The sequence below is a fragment of the Micromonospora sp. H33 genome, assembly GCF_052068455.1.
Lineage (GTDB): Bacteria > Actinomycetota > Actinomycetes > Mycobacteriales > Micromonosporaceae > Micromonospora.
This window is the reverse complement of record NZ_JBQHDE010000013.1, coordinates 151573-168411: the sequence shown is the minus strand read 5'-3', so window position 1 is coordinate 168411 and position 16839 is coordinate 151573. Positions and strand designations below refer to the sequence as shown.

18 protein-coding genes and 3 pseudogenes are annotated in these 16839 nt (G+C 65.1%); 17 read left to right on the top strand and 4 right to left on the bottom strand.

The annotated features are described in order from the left end of the window. The first annotated feature begins 414 nt into the window (after window positions 1-414). The 5 genes from ACTMS0_RS24180 to ACTMS0_RS24160 all read left to right on the top strand — a co-directional run bounded on the left by ACTMS0_RS24180 (window position 415) and on the right by ACTMS0_RS24160 (window position 7065). Entirely contained in the window at window positions 415-1077 is a 663-nt protein-coding gene (locus ACTMS0_RS24180; protein ID WP_441157542.1) for a hypothetical protein, read from the top strand. Then, the gene (locus ACTMS0_RS24175; RefSeq protein ID WP_441157541.1) at window positions 1067-2905 is read left to right on the top strand and encodes an Eco57I restriction-modification methylase domain-containing protein; all 1839 of its coding nucleotides are present in this window, start codon (window positions 1067-1069) and stop codon (window positions 2903-2905) included. The genes ACTMS0_RS24180 and ACTMS0_RS24175 overlap by 11 nt, the downstream gene beginning before the upstream one ends. 40 nt (window positions 2906-2945) lie before the next feature. Next, window positions 2946-5327: an ATP-binding protein gene (locus ACTMS0_RS24170; protein ID WP_441157540.1), complete on the top strand. Its 2382-nt coding sequence runs from the start codon at window positions 2946-2948 to the stop codon at window positions 5325-5327. After that, on the top strand, window positions 5324-6451 hold the full coding sequence (locus ACTMS0_RS24165; protein WP_441157539.1) for a hypothetical protein: 1128 nt from the start codon (window positions 5324-5326) through the stop codon (window positions 6449-6451). The genes ACTMS0_RS24170 and ACTMS0_RS24165 overlap by 4 nt, the downstream gene beginning before the upstream one ends. Window positions 6452-6588: 137 nt before the next feature. Then, the gene (locus ACTMS0_RS24160; protein ID WP_441157538.1) at window positions 6589-7065 is read left to right on the top strand and encodes a hypothetical protein; all 477 of its coding nucleotides are present in this window, start codon (window positions 6589-6591) and stop codon (window positions 7063-7065) included. 51 nt (window positions 7066-7116) lie between these two features. On the opposite strand, the pseudogene ACTMS0_RS24155 reads toward ACTMS0_RS24160, so the two are convergent. Both ACTMS0_RS24155 and ACTMS0_RS24150 read right to left on the bottom strand, forming a co-directional pair. Continuing rightward, window positions 7117-7484, bottom strand: a pseudogene (locus tag ACTMS0_RS24155) (hypothetical protein); the annotation flags it as partial. 38 nt (window positions 7485-7522) lie between these two features. Beyond that, a pseudogene (locus ACTMS0_RS24150) lies at window positions 7523-7645 on the bottom strand (helix-turn-helix transcriptional regulator); the annotation flags it as partial. Between the two features lie 264 nt (window positions 7646-7909). Between ACTMS0_RS24150 and ACTMS0_RS24145 the strand changes: the two are divergent. Genes ACTMS0_RS24145 through ACTMS0_RS24130 form a run of 4 tightly spaced genes read left to right on the top strand, consistent with a single transcriptional unit; the run spans window position 7910 to window position 9089 of the window. Further along, on the top strand, window positions 7910-8164 hold the full coding sequence (locus tag ACTMS0_RS24145; protein WP_441157537.1) for a hypothetical protein: 255 nt from the start codon (window positions 7910-7912) through the stop codon (window positions 8162-8164). Next, window positions 8161-8424 carry a DivIVA domain-containing protein gene (locus ACTMS0_RS24140; RefSeq protein ID WP_441157536.1) on the top strand — a complete coding sequence of 88 codons (264 nt, stop codon included), beginning with the start codon at window positions 8161-8163 and terminating at the stop codon, window positions 8422-8424. Before ACTMS0_RS24145 ends, ACTMS0_RS24140 begins: the two co-directional genes overlap by 4 nt. Further along, window positions 8421-8672 (top strand): hypothetical protein, encoded by a 252-nt coding sequence (locus ACTMS0_RS24135; RefSeq protein WP_441157535.1) that lies wholly within the window; start codon window positions 8421-8423, stop codon window positions 8670-8672. The genes ACTMS0_RS24140 and ACTMS0_RS24135 overlap by 4 nt, the downstream gene beginning before the upstream one ends. A 9-nt stretch (window positions 8673-8681) precedes the next feature. Beyond that, window positions 8682-9089: a GIY-YIG nuclease family protein gene (locus tag ACTMS0_RS24130; RefSeq protein ID WP_441157534.1), complete on the top strand. Its 408-nt coding sequence runs from the start codon at window positions 8682-8684 to the stop codon at window positions 9087-9089. Between the two features lie 33 nt (window positions 9090-9122). On the opposite strand, the gene ACTMS0_RS24125 is transcribed toward ACTMS0_RS24130, so the two are convergent. Together ACTMS0_RS24125 and ACTMS0_RS24120 are read right to left on the bottom strand one after the other, a co-directional pair. Beyond that, window positions 9123-9653, bottom strand: a complete 531-nt coding sequence (locus tag ACTMS0_RS24125; protein ID WP_441157533.1) for an N-acetyltransferase family protein — start codon at window positions 9651-9653, stop codon at window positions 9123-9125. Continuing rightward, window positions 9653-11095: a helix-turn-helix domain-containing protein gene (locus ACTMS0_RS24120; RefSeq protein ID WP_441157532.1), complete on the bottom strand. Its 1443-nt coding sequence runs from the start codon at window positions 11093-11095 to the stop codon at window positions 9653-9655. Before ACTMS0_RS24120 ends, ACTMS0_RS24125 begins: the two co-directional genes overlap by 1 nt. 185 nt (window positions 11096-11280) lie before the next feature. Here ACTMS0_RS24120 and ACTMS0_RS24115 point away from each other — a divergent pair, with 185 nt between their 5' ends. The 8 genes and pseudogenes from ACTMS0_RS24115 to ACTMS0_RS24080 all read left to right on the top strand — a co-directional run bounded on the left by ACTMS0_RS24115 (window position 11281) and on the right by ACTMS0_RS24080 (window position 16728). Then, on the top strand, window positions 11281-11754 hold the full coding sequence (locus ACTMS0_RS24115; RefSeq protein ID WP_441157531.1) for a glycine-rich domain-containing protein: 474 nt from the start codon (window positions 11281-11283) through the stop codon (window positions 11752-11754). A gap of 63 nt (window positions 11755-11817) precedes the next feature. Continuing rightward, window positions 11818-12621: a hypothetical protein gene (locus ACTMS0_RS24110; protein WP_441157530.1), complete on the top strand. Its 804-nt coding sequence runs from the start codon at window positions 11818-11820 to the stop codon at window positions 12619-12621. A gap of 176 nt (window positions 12622-12797) precedes the next feature. After that, complete coding sequence (locus tag ACTMS0_RS24105) at window positions 12798-13052, top strand: hypothetical protein (RefSeq protein WP_441157529.1); 255 nt, start codon at window positions 12798-12800, stop codon at window positions 13050-13052. Continuing rightward, the gene (locus ACTMS0_RS24100) at window positions 13049-13312 is read left to right on the top strand and encodes a DivIVA domain-containing protein (protein ID WP_441157528.1); all 264 of its coding nucleotides are present in this window, start codon (window positions 13049-13051) and stop codon (window positions 13310-13312) included. The genes ACTMS0_RS24105 and ACTMS0_RS24100 overlap by 4 nt, the downstream gene beginning before the upstream one ends. Beyond that, window positions 13309-13572, top strand: a pseudogene (locus ACTMS0_RS24095) (hypothetical protein); the annotation flags it as partial. The gene ACTMS0_RS24100 and the pseudogene ACTMS0_RS24095, both read left to right, overlap by 4 nt. 69 nt (window positions 13573-13641) lie before the next feature. Continuing rightward, window positions 13642-14406, top strand: a complete 765-nt coding sequence (locus tag ACTMS0_RS24090; protein ID WP_441157527.1) for a DUF427 domain-containing protein — start codon at window positions 13642-13644, stop codon at window positions 14404-14406. A gap of 198 nt (window positions 14407-14604) precedes the next feature. Further along, window positions 14605-15960 carry a hypothetical protein gene (locus tag ACTMS0_RS24085; protein ID WP_441157526.1) on the top strand — a complete coding sequence of 452 codons (1356 nt, stop codon included), beginning with the start codon at window positions 14605-14607 and terminating at the stop codon, window positions 15958-15960. Between the two features lie 219 nt (window positions 15961-16179). Beyond that, entirely contained in the window at window positions 16180-16728 is a 549-nt protein-coding gene (locus ACTMS0_RS24080; protein WP_441157525.1) for a hypothetical protein, read from the top strand. The last annotated feature ends 111 nt before the right edge of the window (window positions 16729-16839 follow it).

Here is a 16839-nt window from a genome sequence, read left to right as displayed (position 1 = left end):
TCATGAAGTCGTCCTCCGTCACCGCGCCGAGGCTACTGCCTGCTCGACACCATGAACGTTCGTGGTCAAGGCACTAGCTGGCCTTGGCGCTGCTGTGCTGTCCCGCCGCCGCGGACCCAAAGTGGGGCTGTCGGTTCCACGACAGTCGTGCTCTACATCGTTGCGGGAGTTGTCCAGCCCGTCGTTCACTGCCGGTGGGCTGGGTGGGGCCAGGTTCTCTGGGACCTGCAGCCCTTACCTGCGAAGACGTCGCAGCCTTGCAAGTGGTTGCCATACGGCAATATCGACCCTGCAGGTTATTGAAAGTGCGGAGGGGTCAGGCGAAGCCGGCTGAACGGGTGACTAATCGGACTGCCGTTGGCAGGACATCTGCCGGTAATGTCCGCGGCACGCCTTGTGGGAAGGTGAGGGTCGATGCTTGCTGGGCTGGAGGTGCCGCCCGCGGTCGAAGCGGAACGTGTCATCACCGCCGTGCTGGCCGATTTGCGCTCCCGCCACCATGGAGGCGTCGTCGTCGACTCGCCGCCCGGAGCCGGCAAGTCAACCCTGGTGGTGCGTGCCGCCGTGGAGTTGGCTGCCCCCGGTGTGCCGTTGATCATTGTCGCGCAGACCAACGATCAGGTCGACGACCTGATCGACCTCTTGGCGCAGAAGGCGCCCGAGCTGCGAATCGGCCGTCTCTCCGCCGCCGACTACCCGCCGTCAGAGCGGGTTACGGGCCACGAGACGGTCCAGGTCGCCGCCAAAGCCGCCGACCTCGGCGGTTCGGTCATCATCATTGGTACGGCCGTTAAGTGGGCCACGGTCACCGCGGACTCCTGGCCGCGGGCAGAGCTGCTCGACGCCCACCCGCCGACCGACTCGATACACCTCAACGTCCTGGTCAGGCTTTCCGATCGCTGGGAGGCGAACCAGTCGATGATGGGTAAGCTCGCTGCGGGCTTGCGTGTCTGTGTGGCCGGCAGATCCGACGAGGGAGACAGGTCTGGCAAGATCTGTCGCATGGCTAGGCACAGTAAGACCCCACCTACAGCAAATCCGCTCATGATCCGACCCCAGGTCAACTGTGAACGTTGAGCCGAGGCAGGCGCAGGACTCCGTAGAGGCCCGCGAAGGTTCATTTCGTCAGCTTGCGCCCCGCCACCAGCCTGACCCGTCAGACAGTGAGCGCCTAGTTAGACAGTTGGCCTCTTGGTGTCGGGCAAACAGCCTAAGCCCCCTTTCTGTAGATGCTGTGCCGGGCCCGACCGAAGTGGAACGTGCCCAGCTTGCTGCTCTAGGCGGTATAGCTCGCTCTCTGCTAGGCAGAGCGGCAGCAGAGGCGGAACCACCTCTGCCGGCTGCCGTCGCAGCCTGGACCCGCGAAGCGCCTCAACTTCCTGACAGTCTTCTTAGCCGTTTGAGGATAGCGCTGGAAAATGGCGAAGATCCGCTTGCTCAACTATACGAGCGATTGGTTGCTGCGCCTCGGCGACGCTCACTAGGAACCTTCTTTACACCGTCGGCAATTTCTGATTATATGACCAGGATCGTTCAAACTCGGTCTGTGGAGGTGCCGGCCACGATCGCTGATCCTGGAGCGGGAGTCGGCGCGTTCACCAGGACTGCCCTGAAGGCCTGGCCGGATGCGCACGTCCACGCCATCGATGTAAATGTGGTAACACTCGGGCTACTCGCTGCAGCTCTCGATGCAGAACCGCAGACGCAAAAGCGGCTTTCGCTCCACCATGCAGATTTTCTAGCCTGGATGTCAGAAGGGTGGGAGGCAGAGCCTGGGCCTCGTTTGGTATGGGGTAACCCCCCTTATACTCGGCATCAGTCGCTAAGCGCTAAGACAAAGGCGGCCGCGAAGCGAGCCGCTGGCGAGCTTGCACCTGGAGGCCGGGCTGGGCTCTCAACATACTTTCTTGCGACCGCCCTTCGGAACCTTGGATCTGCCGACAGTCTCTGCCTATTGCTGCCGGCGAACTGGCTAGAAGCAGAATACGGCGCGGGTTTGCGCAAATACCTGTGGAAGACGACGACCCGACCTGTCGAACTGCACATCTTTCCGCACACGCTGAACCTATTCCCCGTCGCAGTAGTTGCGGCTATGGTCATTTGGGTTGGTCCCTCGCGCCCGAGCGCGACGCCGATGCAAATCTTCAGCCTTGAAGGCAGCCTCGATACTGGTTTCTCTAACAAGAGCGTCAAGGTGGTCGACAGGACTGGTGTACCGCCACCTGATTTCTTCTTCAGCAGGAAGGAGGCAAACAATGTCAATTTCAAGCAACATGTCATGTTACCTCTCGCAGAGATGGCTGAAGTGAGACGTGGCGTTGCAACCGGCGCAAATCACTTCTTTCTCCTCACGGATGAGCGCGCTGTCCGGCTACCACGCCACGCCTATGTGCCTGCCGCGACCAGGCTCCGAGACCTCGTGAGCGACGACCTCAACGAGAGTGCCCATGAGGCGATGGGAGCTGCAGGAGCTCGGCGGTGGATGCTTCAAATTATGGAGCAAGATGTAAGCGACCCTGCTGTCGGCCGTCTAATCGATCAGGGGAAGTGCGAGCGTATCCATGAGGCGCACCTTTGCGCTAGTCGCAATCCTTGGTATTCCCTGGAGCGAATACCGGTGCCTCACCTACTCTTCGGTCCGATGGCTAAGGGTAGGTTCCGCATCATCCGAAATACCATCGGCGCAATTCCTACCAACACCTTCTATGGCATCAGGTTTCGGCAGTCCAATGTCAGTGAGGCGGCCATATCGGCTCTCGCAGAATGGCTCCGGAGCGACCAGGGCCAGACCGCGCTGGCGAACCGAGCGCGACAACACGGCAGCGGCACATTGAAGATCGAGCCTAGGGACCTGGCAGGACTTCACGTGCCGGCAGATCCCTTACAGGCCCTAGACCGCGGCTAGTGGTGGCAGCTACTCTCACCGGAGACGAAGGGAGTGCTAGTTGAGCGAGAACAGCACTCGGGAACCGTTTACGTTCTCGGTCGACACTCACCTGTTCCGAGAGCTGGGCGAGCTCCTCGTCGGCCGTGACAGCACGGCTCTGATGGAGCTGATCAAGAATGCGTATGACGCCGACGCTACACGGGTAGTAGTTCGTGGTGATGGCCTGCGAACGGCAAACGGCTCTATTACTGTGTCGGACGACGGCATCGGCATGACGCCGGAAGTATTCCAAGGCGCGTTCCTTAGGATAGCCGGCAGGTATAAGGAGAGGGGCAGCCGACGCAGCCCGCGCTTTGAACGCCGCTATACGGGAGCTAAGGGAGTCGGCCGCCTGAGTGCGCATAAGCTAGCTCAGCGCCTCGAGATCTTGTCTGTTCCTTGGACTCCCTTGGGCGTAGCGAAACGGCAGAAGTCAGTTCGAGCTGTTATTGACTGGCAGCGGGTTGAAGACGACTACGAGACGTTAGAGGACGCGACCCAAGGTCTGGACGTTCGGAGTTTCTATGCGGATCCGGATCAGCCTTCGGGGACGCGGTTGAGGCTCGAAAACCTCCGTCGGAGATGGACGCCGCGGGCGTTGGAAGACTTCGTCCTCGAGGTGTCGTCATGTACCCCTCCCCCCGAATTGACCAACGCCCCTCCTGATTCTCTCTTTGATTCGGCCGGCCTCTTCGAAGAGGTGTCATTGTCGTCACGCCTGAGGAATGATCCTGGATTCGAGATCCAGTTCGAAGGCGAGCTAGACGCCGGTGAAGACCTGTGGCCTCTGTTGCTCGAGCAAGCGGACTGGCTCATCGAGATTTCTGCCGCTCCTGATGGTGTCCTATTCAACATCAAACCGTCACGTGCGCTCGCCGAAGCGTCCAGTGAGATGCACGAGTACCGCCTTCGGAGAGACCATCCGAATCCCGAAGCTGGCCCGTTCTTTACATCCCGGATCTATGCTAGGCATGGCTCAGTTGCAGGCATCGGTGCAAGGACTTCGACGTTGCGCAAGTTCGCGAAGCGCTCCCGCGGCGTCCGTGTATATGTAGAGGGATTCAGGGTCCTTCCTTATGGCGACGCCGGCGATGACTGGCTTAATCTCGATCGTGATTATGCGAGACGCCAAACCCAATTCGATATTGACCTTGACCCCGATTCCAGCCGCCTACTCGCGCCTGTCGAAAAAGAGGCGTACCTGGTGCAGGGCAACGACCAATACGTTGGTGCTGTGTTCCTGACCGGTGAAGGAGCGGCAGCTTTACGTCCAGTCGTCAACCGAGAGGGGTTCGTGCATGACCCGGCCTACGAGACCCTCCGTGAACTTGTGCGCAATGGCGTAGACCTGTTGACGCGCGTACGGGCAGCGCAGCGCCGCGGATCAGATGTCAAGAAGCTTGAGACGCTTGCCCATAAGCTGGTCGATGTCGTGCAGGAGAGGGAGGCAGTACCTGAAGGCAGGGCAGTAACGACCCAGCCTGTACGTGGTCCGTCAGCTCCACAGCCGACGGACAAGAGCGATGACCTTTCGTTGCCGATATCCGTTGCCCGCAAGGAGCTCCGTGACTTGCACCAGCAGCTCGGCGACAATGCAGAGGCCTCGCCGAGGCTAGAGCGTGTAGAGAGGGTCATCGACTACATTGAGGAAGCCCAAAAGGGAGATGATGGACGCGCTACGCTTCAGATCCTCGCTGGCGTGGGTCTCCAATTGGCAGCGTTTGTCCATGATATCAATGGCGTACTAGGCCTGGCCCAAGCAATTCGTTCGCTGGCAGACGCAACTCGTCGTGAGCCAGACGCAACGAAACGCAAGATCTATCTTCGCGAACTTGAGGCCGCTGCGAATGAGCTCGTTCAGTCACTCTCGAGGCAGAGTAGTTACCTAGTGGAGGTCGTAGGTCCTGATGCGCGACGGCGACGTCGCCGAATTCCTTTCGCGCAGGCGATTCAGCCGAGCCTTCAATTCCTAACCGGCACTATCGCTGGGCGCGGCATTGAGATAAAGCTAGATTTGGATGCGGGCGGCAAGACCCCTCCCATTTTCCCCGCCGAAATAGCCATTATTGTCACGAACATTTTGACTAATGCTATCAAGGCGGTCGGCGAAAAGGGTTGCATCTGGGTAGTCGCGAAGGTTCGCCTTGATGGCGGGCTATTGCTGCGTGTTGAGAACACAGGTGTGAGGGTTGACCTTGCAAGGTCTGAGCGTTGGTTCCGCCCGTTTGAGTCAACGACTACAGAGGTCGACGTCGTACTCGGTCAAGGCATGGGTATGGGATTGCCGATCGTGCGGCGTCTAGTCTCAGAATATAACGGAAGTGTCAACTTCGTCGATCCCTCGCACGGATTTGACACGGCGATTGAGGTTTTGCTTCCCGGCCGGAGGATTGGTCAGTGACTCAACCCGACACCCCTCGTATCCTGATCATCGACGATGAAGTTCAAAGAGAGAGATCTGTTGCGGCAGCTTTGCAGCTGCAGGGACTGGACGTCGAAGTCCGTTCCCCCGATCTAGTAACGCGGGCAGATCTTACATGGTCTAATGTCATTGCGATTGACCATCACTACAACTGGGGCAGGATTGCGCATCCTGAGGAGTGTCTCTACTGGCCCCAAGACGGCCTCGCGTTAGCTGCAGTGGTCGCTGGCCACTTGCGCCAACTAGATCACCACGCAGCGATTGTGCTGAGAACTGGGGCTTTGGCCGAGCTGGCGGGCAATCTTCCGACCGAGGTTCGCAAGCCGATTATCGCATCGCAGAATGGGCTAGACTGGATTCTCACAAAGGGTGACGTGTCAGAGGCTGAGAGGCTGCATGAGATTGCACATGCAGTCAATGGCCTTCAAATGTTGGTTTCTGCGCCGTTGGCCTGGAACGAGGGATGCGGATGGCTTGATGTCCCGGATTCCAAGTGGATGGAGGCGGCTCTCGCTGATGTTCAAGTCTGCCATCCTCCAGAGAATACCGTAGCGGCCTACACTGCAGGCACGGCGTGGCTTCGCTGGTTTGCCCATAGAGTTCTTCCCTTTCCCTCCTTCTTGTTGCCGGCGCATTGGGCGGCCGCCCTATTGCGGCTGGAGGTTGAGGAGTTTTGTCGGATTGCCGCAGGAGAGTCGGCACTTTCCGAAGCTTTACGAGCTTGTCGGTACACCGGGCAGTTGGCTGGACTGGTGCCTGATCGGTGGTGGCGCGCCGGCCTAGATGCGTTAGTTGACACGCTTTTGCTTGAGGCTTCTCCGGACCTCCCGGAGCCGGAGGCCTTGGCTGAGCAGATGTCGGCTCATCACGGCTCGCCGGTCCAGACGCTGCATACGGACCGACCTGTCGTGACGATCGACAGCGACTATTCGGCCGTAGAGATCGCCGACGCGGCGAAGTGTGTCCGCCTTGTACCGGACTTCTGGCCTGTGTTCGCTCAAGAGCCATGGGCTAGTTTCGAAGACCTACATGACGACCCGCCTCTATTCAAGATGGTGGCGCGTGGGGACCGTCGACGTGCGGCATTTGGGGAGGAAGCATGACGGACAGTGCTGGAACCGAAGCTGAGACCGTTGTGGTCCTCGACACCGGCCCCTTATTGTGCTTTGGTCACATTCCGGGCGGAGTCCGTCTTATTCGTAATCGCTACTTCCGTCGTATGAGATGGACGGAGGCTGTGATGAGCGAGATTGTCCATCACGCGCAGCGAGCCCAATCTAACCGCGACAACGTTGAATTGGCGGGCGCGGCTTCGAAATGGACCGGACCGAATAGAAGTCTCCTCGGCGACCCACACTGCTTCACGGAGCGGGCGGAGGTGGAGAAGATTCGCGCCCTTGTTCGGTCGGCTTCTAAGAAGGCGCCCAAGACAAAGGATGCTGATCTCGGAGAGTCTGAGACCCTGCTCTATGCTCAAGAGACGTCTTCCGTTGCTCTTATCGACGAGAATGCGGGACGAGATGTTGCCAGTGGGCTTGGCATTTCAGCCCACTCAACGCTTGATGTGCTCATTTCCGCCTACAATGAGAAGGATATTGAGCTTGGGCAGTTGAAGGCTATGTGGGAACAAATTCGCGCCTCGACCTTCGACGGTGGCGATGTACTCCCATCGGATCGGGGCGGGCTTCGACGCTGGCCAACTCCAGCGCCTCGATGAGGTCGTCCGCTCGAGGCCGTCCGTGTCGCGAGCCAATCGGATTGACGTCCGCTACGAAGTCCTAGCAAAACGATCATCTGAGGAGCCTGCGGTAGCCCATCGTTCTCCGCTCGTTGCCGTGGGCCGTGCTACCTCTGCGAATGGCTTCCAGCGAGCGTGGTGGGCGTCGTTCATGACCGACCGGAGGCGGGTCCGGAATTCGGCCGCGACGCCCGCCGAGCTGGCGAGGAGTGGGACCGCGGCGACGATCATCTTCAGCTCGCGCGCTTCGCGGACCAGCGGCCGGTCCGGTCGGCGGTGACGTCGTAGCCGTACGCCGCTGCCAGCGCGGCATGTGACCCGGCCCGACCGAAGCGCCAATCGCCGCCAGCGACCGCCGCCAGGTCGGCCTGCCATGGACCAACACACGTCGTGTCGAACTTGTTCTGTCAATCCCCTGGAATCGTGGATGCGGATCTGTCTCGGCGTTCTCCCAGCGCACCACGGTCGACCGTTCCACCCCGAGGAGGTCGGCCAGGCGCTCCTGGCTGTAACCGAGCGCCTTGCGTCGCTGACAGAGCCGGTGTCGCTTCAAGGCCACGGTCGATCTCCCTCCGTTCTGCCGCCACTGTAGTAACAGCCCGTCGATTGAATGAGTACGCAGACGCCTCAATTCTGCGTCACACCGGCCCCTCCGACGCTGTAGTTCCTGGTCAGCTCCTCGCCGAGGCTGGGCTTAGGCCCGGGGCGGGTGCCGGGCTCCGGCCGGGCACTCGGGCCCTCCGGTTCGATCCGCCGGCGCGTCGACCCGAATGACGACGGCCGTCCCCGCCCGCCCCGGCGCCACACCAACTCAGGGAGGGCCATGGATTCGATCGACGAGGTGCTCGGCGAGCTGCCGCTGCCGCCGTTCGTGACCGCAGAGGACGTCGGTTTCGCCGTCAAGGCGCTGACCGTGCACGCGGCCGAGCAGTGGCCCGACGGCCTGCGCTGCCGCAACGACCGTGCGCCGCATCCGTGCCGGCTGTACCGCTGGGGCCGGCGGGTCCTCGACCAGCGCGGCCTTACCGATCGGCAGGTCCAAGCGCTGATCGCCGAGCAGGAGGCACCGCAGCTATGATCTACGTGACCGGGGACCGACTGCACCCGCACCATGTCCGAGCCGCTGCCTTCGACACCCGCTGGCGCGGCCTCGACCCCAATCAGGTGCACGATTACCTCAACCGGGTGGCCGACGAAGTCGAACGCCTGCAACGCGAGCTGGCCACCGCCAACACCGAGGCCGAACGCATCCGCCAGGCACTGCGCCAGTGGCAGTCCCGGCACACTGGCTGCCGCCACACCGCACCCGGTTCACCGAACAAGAGGTGGTCGCGATGACGGCACCCTGCTGGGTCATCCACCTACCCACCACGCTGACCAGCCTGGACGGCGCCGTCATCCTCGCCGCCGCTTTACGCGACTCACTCGATCACGTCACCGCCATCGACTTCGGCGAGACCACCCTCAGCGAGGAGGATCGCCAGTTCCTGCGTACCCGAATCTGGTGTGACGCCAGGCTCGACGGCGCCGGCCGCTGCCGACGCCGCGACGACCACGACGGCCCGTGCGGAACCATGGCGGAGTAGCCTCCGTGCATGCCCGACCCCTTGATCGACAACATGCTGGCCGCCTTCACAGCTCCCCAGCCGTACACGATGGAGGCCGCTGCCGACGCTCCTCGCGCGCCCGGCGTGCACGTGGTTCTCGACCGCGGCACGGTCATCTACGTCGGCCGGACCGGTAACCTGCGCAACCGCCTCCGGCAGCACCTGACCGGCAACCGCGAGTCGTCGGTGCTGCACGAGCAGGTCGGCCAGCTCCTCGACAGGCAGGGCTCGGTGGCAACAGCGCAGGACATCGCCGGCTGGCTGGGTCACTGCGAGGTCCGCTGGCAGGAGACCGACAACCCGGAGGGTACGAAGGAGGCCCTGGTCCTGGCCCTCAAGCCCCGATTCAACCGGCAGGTGCCGAAGCCGCGCCGCCTCGGCGGCGTAGCGGGTTAGGAACGGCGCGGCATTCGGACGTTTGGCCGAGAGCTAGCTAACGAGAACCATGAACGTCGGGGCGCCCTCCCACGCCGGCTTGAGCTGTGCGACGCACTGCCATCCCCACGATTCGTAGGCGCGACGCGCGATGGCGTTGTCGGGGCGTACGAGCAGCGTGGCTCGTTCCTCGGTCCGGCTGCTCATCAGCTCGTCATGTAGGGCCCGGGCTATGCCTCGTCGCTGCCACGCCCGGCGTACCAGCAACTCGCTGACGGCGAAGGTTCGCCGGCCAGTCTCCTCGGTGAAGCCGGCCGGAACAGGCTCCTCGATGCCATCCCACCACCGAGTGTCCGGCGCCAACGGGAACCCGTAGATGTATCCCACCAACTCGTCGTCGACCGTCGCCGCCACCAGCTCCCAGCCGGGCCTTGGCATGTGCGCAGCGAGCTGCTTCCGATACCGCTCGGCGTTGTAGAGCGGCCCGTCGTTCGCATGGGCGTCCAGATAGATGTCGACGAGTTGATCGACCAACCCCTGAGCTTCCTCAGCCGTATAGTGCCGCAGCCGCAGGTCTTCGTGCATCACGCCAGCGTCCCGTCGTAAGCGTCCACGAACTCGCGGACCCGGGGGAAGGAAGTGCCTGCGCCCACAAGATCCGACCGTACTTCGGCCAGCAGCGCGATTACTCGTCCCGACCGCACCCGCCCCACTTCCGGCAACGCCTCCAGGCCAGCCTGCGCCGCAGCCTCAAAGTCACCCTGCCGGTTCGCTGCCCGAGCGAACTGGACCGTGTAGTAGAGCTGGTTCCGGCGGTGGGCTTCAGCCGGCGCTGCCGTGACGGAGCTGAAGCAGCTGGCGGCACGGTCGGCACGGCCAAGTGCGAGGTACGAGAGTCCTTGAATGCCGGTCACCTCCTGAGATGTCACGAAGGAGATGAACGGCAGGTCGTCCTCGTGCTCGCCGCCGTCGAAGGCCCGGCGCGCTCTGGTCATCTCGTGTTCGTAGCCGAGACTGTCCTGAAGCGTGGCGTGGGCGTAAGCGGCACGCAGATGCAGCAGCGTGCTCAACCTGGGCGTCGCCCATCCGGCAGACGCACGCAGTGCAGCCTCGGCGCAGTGCACCGCCTCGCCTGGCCGGTCTTCCCGCAGGAGCAACGACATGCAGGCCATTGCCCGCACCTCAACTCGTGAGTCGTCGGCGATCCGGGCACGTGCGATGGCCTCATGCAGGTATGGACGAGCTTCCGCCCGGCGGTTCGCATCGATGGCGAGCCAGGCTGCTTGTATCGCCAGATCAGCCAGAGCGCTCTGAAGCGCATCACCGACCGATCGGCTGTACGACGCCTTGGCCGCCCAGGCCGACAACTGGTCGTGCGCGTGGATCGCTATGTCGCACAGCGCATCGGCACCGACCTGCGCGTCCGCTTTGCGGAACTCCTCGACGAGGGTTGAGGCGTACTGCACCTGCTCCATGCCAATGATCGTGGGCACGGTGGCCAGCGACGTGAGCAGGTCGATGCAGCCACTCGCCTGAAGACCAGCTAGTGCGGCGAGGGCATGAAACTGCCGGCGGTTCGTGGTGCCACCTTCTTCGAGAGCCTTCGGTGTCAGCTCGACGGGTCCGGCAATCGCCGCAGCACGATTGTCTGGGAGCGCGAACCAGAGCGCTGTCGGCGGAATGCGCAGGAGCTGCGCCCAGTGGATGAGCCGATCGAGATGCACCATCGGCTGCCCATTCTCCACCCGGCTGAGCTGCGCCTGCGTGATGCCCAGCCAGCCCGCTACCACGGCCTGCGGCAACGCCGCCCGCCCGTGGTATGGGTGGTGCCGGTACGCCCGGATCACCCGTCCGAGATGCCGTTCCGCCAGCGCGCGCCGTACCGGCTCGTGCTCCCAGAACGACGCCGGCACCTCCGGCGGCGCGCTCAGCCGGTCGCGTTCGGCGGCTTGGCAAGGCGCGCAGCGTCCGCTGTCGTTGTCGCGGGCCAGGCGTCCCCCGCAGCGGGGGCAGTTCGCAGGTGTCACCGGCAACCTCGCCGTTCGCGGGTGGCTGTGTCCATTGCGCTCAGTCGAGCCTAACCATTCAAACCGCTTGGGGGGCTCGCGGTATACGCCCCACGTATATCGACGATCCTCGCGACGTCATGCCAGTCGGCATCGGCCCGCCAGAGCCTGCATCCGAGGCACTCTCCGCTGACGGAAGGAGCAGGATGCTCACCATCGACCGGGTCAGCAGCGGCCGTGCGCTCGTCTCCGACGAGATGTTCGCCCGGCTGACCGCCCGCATCGCCCGTGACCACCCCGAACTGGCCCCGGACCTACCGGCCAGGATCATGGACCAGGCGCTCGCGTTCCTCGGCGCCTGCGCCACCGCCACCGAGCCGCTCGGCCCGAGCGACCTGGTCGACATCGGCTGGCACACGTTCATCCTGCACACCCGCGAGTACGCCGACTTCTGCCAGCGCATCGCCGGCCGGTTCATCCATCACCAGCCCGAACCCGCCCCGGACGATCCGCACCTCTCCGGGCCCGAACCGATCGGCGCTCCGATCTCCCGTACGGTCGCCGCCATCACCGCCGCCGGCTTCGCCCTCGACCAGGAGCTGTGGGGTGGCAATGCGGCCGACTGCAGCTCGAAGTGCAGCCAATGCCACGCCGGCTGCACCGACAGCCCGACCCGATAGGCGGCTCACCAGCGGTTCCGGGCATACACTGCCCGGGACCGCTCGCCGTCGGGAGGCCATCGCATGCCGCGCCGCCGCCACTGGCCTGAGCTTCCCGACGAGGTACGCCGCCAAGTCGAACACCACACCAACACCGTCCACGCCGCGTATTCGATCCCGACAGGCGCGTCCTGCGACCTCGCGGCCGTCCTCGACACCGACACCGGCCGCATCTTCTGCAAGGGCGGCGAGAGCGACGGCCCGAGCGCCTGGCTCTTCCGCAACGAGGCCCGCGTCAATCCACACCTGCCCGACGTGGTGCCTCGCCTCCGGTGGGCGATCGAGGAGGAGGGCTGGTTGCTCCTCGGGTTCGAGTACGCCGCCGGCCGCAACCCCGATCTGGGCCCCGGATCGCCCGACCTGCTCCCGGTGGCGCAGCTGCTGAGCACACTGAGCCGTCAGCTGACCCCAGCTCCGCCCATCCCGGTGCAGCGATTCACCGACCGCTGGCGGGACCTCATCGCCCCCGAACTGGTCGACGGCGACACGCTCCTGCACACCGACATGACGCCGCGGAACTTCCTGCTAGACGACCGGCTGCGGCTCGTCGACTGGTCCAGCCCGGCGCGCGGAGCGGCGTGGATCGACACTGCCTTCATGCTGATACGCCTCATCCGCGCCGGCCACGAGCCGGCCGCCGCCGAGGCGTGGGCTCGGCAGGTCCCGGCGTGGGCGCAGGCACGCGATGAGGCGGTGAACGCCTTCGCCGACGGCCTGGTGCGCCTCTGGGAACGCAAGCAGCAGGCCGCGCCCGGTCCCCACCACGGGCCACTGCTCGACGCCGCGCGTCAGTGGCGGGCCTACCGGGAGCGCATCAACAGCCGGTAGAGCGCCCGCATACGAGCCGTGCATATCGACTACCCCGCGCACGTCATACGGCCTGCCGCACTGATCCACAACCCTGCGATGGAGGCCCGGGGCGGGTGCTGGGCTCCGGCGGCGTCGACCCGAACGACGAGCGCCGTCCCCGCCCGCCTCGGTGCCACACCAAGCCAGGGAGTGACATGGACTCGATCGACGAGGTGCTCGGCGAGCTGCCGCTGCCGCCGTACATCACCGCCGAGGATGTCGGCTTCGCCATCAAGGCGCTGACCGTGCACGCCGCCGAGCAGTGGCCCGACGGCCTGCGCTGCCGCAACGACCGCGCCCCGCACCCGTGCCGCCTGCACCGCTGGGGCCAACGCGTCCTCGACCAGCGCGGCCTCACCGACCGGCAGGTCCAGGCGCTGATCGCCGAACAGGAGGCGCCGCAGCGATGATCTACGTGACCGGGGAACGCCTGCACCCGTACCACGTCCGGGCCGCCGCCTTCGACACCCGCTGGCGCGGCCTCGACCCGAACCAGGTCAACGACTACCTCAACCGGATCGCCGACGAACTCGACCGCCTGCAAAGGGCGCTGGCCACCGCGAACACCGAATCCGAACGCATCCACCAGGCCCTTCGCCAGTGGCAGTCCCGCCACACCAACTGCCGCCACATCACGCCCGGCTCACCGAACAGCAGGTGGCCGCGATGACCGCACCCCGCTGGGTCATCCACCTACCAACCACGCTGACCAGCCTCGACGGCGCGATCATCCTCGCCACCGCACTCCGCGAGTCGCTCAGCCACGTCACCGCCATCGACTTCGGCGAGACCACCCTGAGCGAGGAGGACCGGCAGTTCCTGCGTACCCGGATCTGGTGTGACGCCAGGCTCGACGGCGCCGGCCGCTGCCGGCGCCGCAATGACCACGACGGACCCTGCGCAACCACCGACGAGGACGCAGTCGGTTCGTAGCGTCGCATTCCGCCGGGCCGCGCTGATCGTTGAACCGGTACCCGATCTGGGTGGAAGGAGGACACGGTGCCGGATTATCCGAAGGCCATCGCCCTGGCCGACCGTATGGAGCCGGTGCCCCGCCGGATCCGCGCCTTCCTCGCCCGGGAGCAGGTGCTGGACACCACGCGTGCGCGGTACGTGTGGGAATGGCCGTTCTACCCCCAGTACTACATCCCGATCGCCGACGTGAATCGCAGCCTGCTGGTTGATGAGCAGCGCACGGAGGAGTCGCGGCGCGGCACTGCGCGGCTGCACGGGCTGCAAGTAGGCGAGACGATCCGTCGTTCGTGCGGGCGGTGGTACGGCGACGACGCGCTGCCGGGGCTGGCAGACATGATCCGGTTCGACTGGGACGCCATGGACAGCTGGTTCGAGGAGGACGAGGAGGTCTTCGTTCACCCCCGCAACCCGTACGCCCGCGTGGACGCGCTGCGGTCCACCCGCGACGTACGCGTGGAACTGGGCGGGGTCGTCCTGGCCGAGTCGACGTCGCCCGTGCTCGTCTTCGAGACCGGTCTTCCGACGCGCTACTACCTCAACCGCACCGACGTGAACTTCCACCACCTTGTGCCGTCCGCGACGACGACCGCCTGCCCGTACAAGGGACGGACCAGCGACTACTGGTCCGTCCGTGTCGACGGCGCCGTCCACGCGGACCTGGCCTGGTCGTACGCCTTCCCCACCCCGGCGCTCCTGCCGATCGCCGGCCTGATCGCCTTCTACAACGAGAAGGTCGATCTGATCGTCGACGGCGAGCGGCTCAGCCGACCGAAGACGCACTTCTCCTGACCGACCCCGCGCCAGTGCTGCCGCCACGCGGACGAACGCGATGCGACTCGGCCGAGGGCCGGGCCGCTGTCGGGCCAACACGCGATCGGCTTGTCAGCGGTGCGGGCCGGGCGGTGAGGTACAGCGCCAGAGGCGAGCCCGGTACTAGGATCTCGCCTGGCCGCCGGTACCGCGGCTGGCCGACACGGGGGAGGTGTCATGCGGCGTCGTCAACTGCTGGCGTCCGGGATAACCGCGGCGATCGGGCTCAGTGCCGGGGAGCTACTGAGAGCAGCGCCGGCTGCCGCCGCGACGGCCCCGCTGAAGAGCGTCGGCACCCAGCTGCCGGTGGACGACCTGCGGGCGATCGAGCTCGACGAGGCACGCGGCCGCCTCTACATCGCCCAGGGGGTCGGTGGCGGCCTGCCGCTGGTGGTGACCGACCTCGACGGCCGGCTGCTCAACCGGGTCACCGCCGTCGCGGACATCTCCGACCTCGTCCTCAGCGACGACGGACGCATCCTGTACGCGGCCCAGGGCTTCAACCGGATCATCGCGTTGGACGCCGCCACGCTCACCATCATCGCCAGCTACCCCGCGCCCGTCGGCGCCCACCTGTACACGGTCGAACCGACCGGCGAGAAGGTCGTCGGCGGGTTCATCGACGCGGGCATCGGCTCCGGCGGTCTGCTGGTCTGGTCCGCGCCCGGAATCCCGCCGGTGGTCTTCACCGAGGGCCCCAACTACCACCCGATCATCGACGCCAGCCCCGGCGCGCCCGGTCTCCTCGTCGCCGGCGACACCGGGTATTCGCCCGTCACCACGTACGTCATCGACGTCTCCGGTGACAGCCCGACGATCGTTGCCCGGCGGGACTACACCGGCAGCAACCTCATCGACTACGCCGTGAGCCCCGACGGCACCGAGGTGGTGGAGACGGTCGGCCACCCGTACGAGCACCGCTCGTACCGGCTGCCGGATCTCGCCGACGCCACCGTCTATCCCAGCGGCGTCTATCCGCAGGACGCCGCCTGGTCCGGGGACGGCTCCACCGTCGCCATCGGCCGCGCCTCCACCTCCTCCGGTGACGCCGATGTCTACCTCTACGGCAAGGGCAGCACGGTCCCGACGTACGCCGTCGACTTCCGCAGCGGCGACAGCCTCTGGGAGGGCACGTTGCTGGTCAACCGGGACGGCACCCGGGCCTGGGCGGTCACCTCGACCGACCCCTACCAGGAAACTCAGCTGCTGCACTCCTTCGGGCCGGCGCACCCGCCGAGGCCGCCGGTCACCGACCTGGCCGTCACCGCCCAGGTCGGGGCCGGCAAGGACAAGCAGACCGCGCAGCTCACCGTGACCTGGAGCTCGCCGATCGGTGACGACAATTACTGGTGGATCACCGCGTCGACCAACGGCGGGGCCGAGCGGGAGTTCTGGCGCGGCAAGATGGATGCCAGCGGCAGATACACCCTCACCTACTCGCTGCCTCGCGGCACCACCACCTTCACGGTCCGGTACCGCGACTACTACCAGTTCTACCCGGACGGCTACGCAACCGCGACGCTGCAGCGATGAGCGCACCCGTCCGGCGGCGCCGTCGGCTCCACCGCGGGACCAGTTCACATCGACGTGATCCTGCAACGGCCGCCGCGACCCGGATCGCGAACGACCTCACCACGCGGAGTTGACTGAACAGCGCCATGCCCTGGTGACGGATCGGCCGGGACTAGGTCTGGGCTGCCAGACCAGTGCGGATGTCCCTGGTGACGGCCGCACGGGCGTAGGGTCGGTGCTGTGGACGGGGCAGGGCGTCGATACCGGTACGTCGGTCCGGCCGACGTGTGGGCGTCAGTCGCCGACGCTCCCGAGGGCTGGCCCATCCGATCACCGGTCGATCTCGACACCTACCTGGCGGCCGCAGATCCACGCGACCGTGACGAGGCGTTCACCTACGTCATCGACACCGGCGGCACGTTGCGGCTCGCGCCGAGACGCAGTGAGCACGTCGCCTGCGCCAGCGGTGGGGAGGTCCTCGGCGCGGGAGAGATCGCCTTTGCTGGTGAGCGAGACGGCTGGGTCGTGACCGAGGTGACGAACCAGTCCACCGGCTACTGCCCCGATCCCACCTCATGGGTGGCGGTGGCGGGCGCCCTCGACCGGGCAGGTATTGACCGCCCGGAAGGCTTTACCGTGGCCGTCATCTTCCGGCGCTGCCTTGACTGCGGCGAGCGCAACGTCGTCCGCGACGACGACTACATCTGCGCGCTGTGTGGCGCTGAGCTGCCGGAGGATGTGGAACCTCGACTGACAGCCCAGCCGTCGACCGACCAGCGTTTCCGCTGACAACCGAGCCGGCTGATCGTCACTTCCGCTACCACGACGGGCCGTGCGCTACCAGGTTGCTCCTGCGGGTGAACCCGACGATCTGGTGGCAATCGACGGATGACCTGAGCA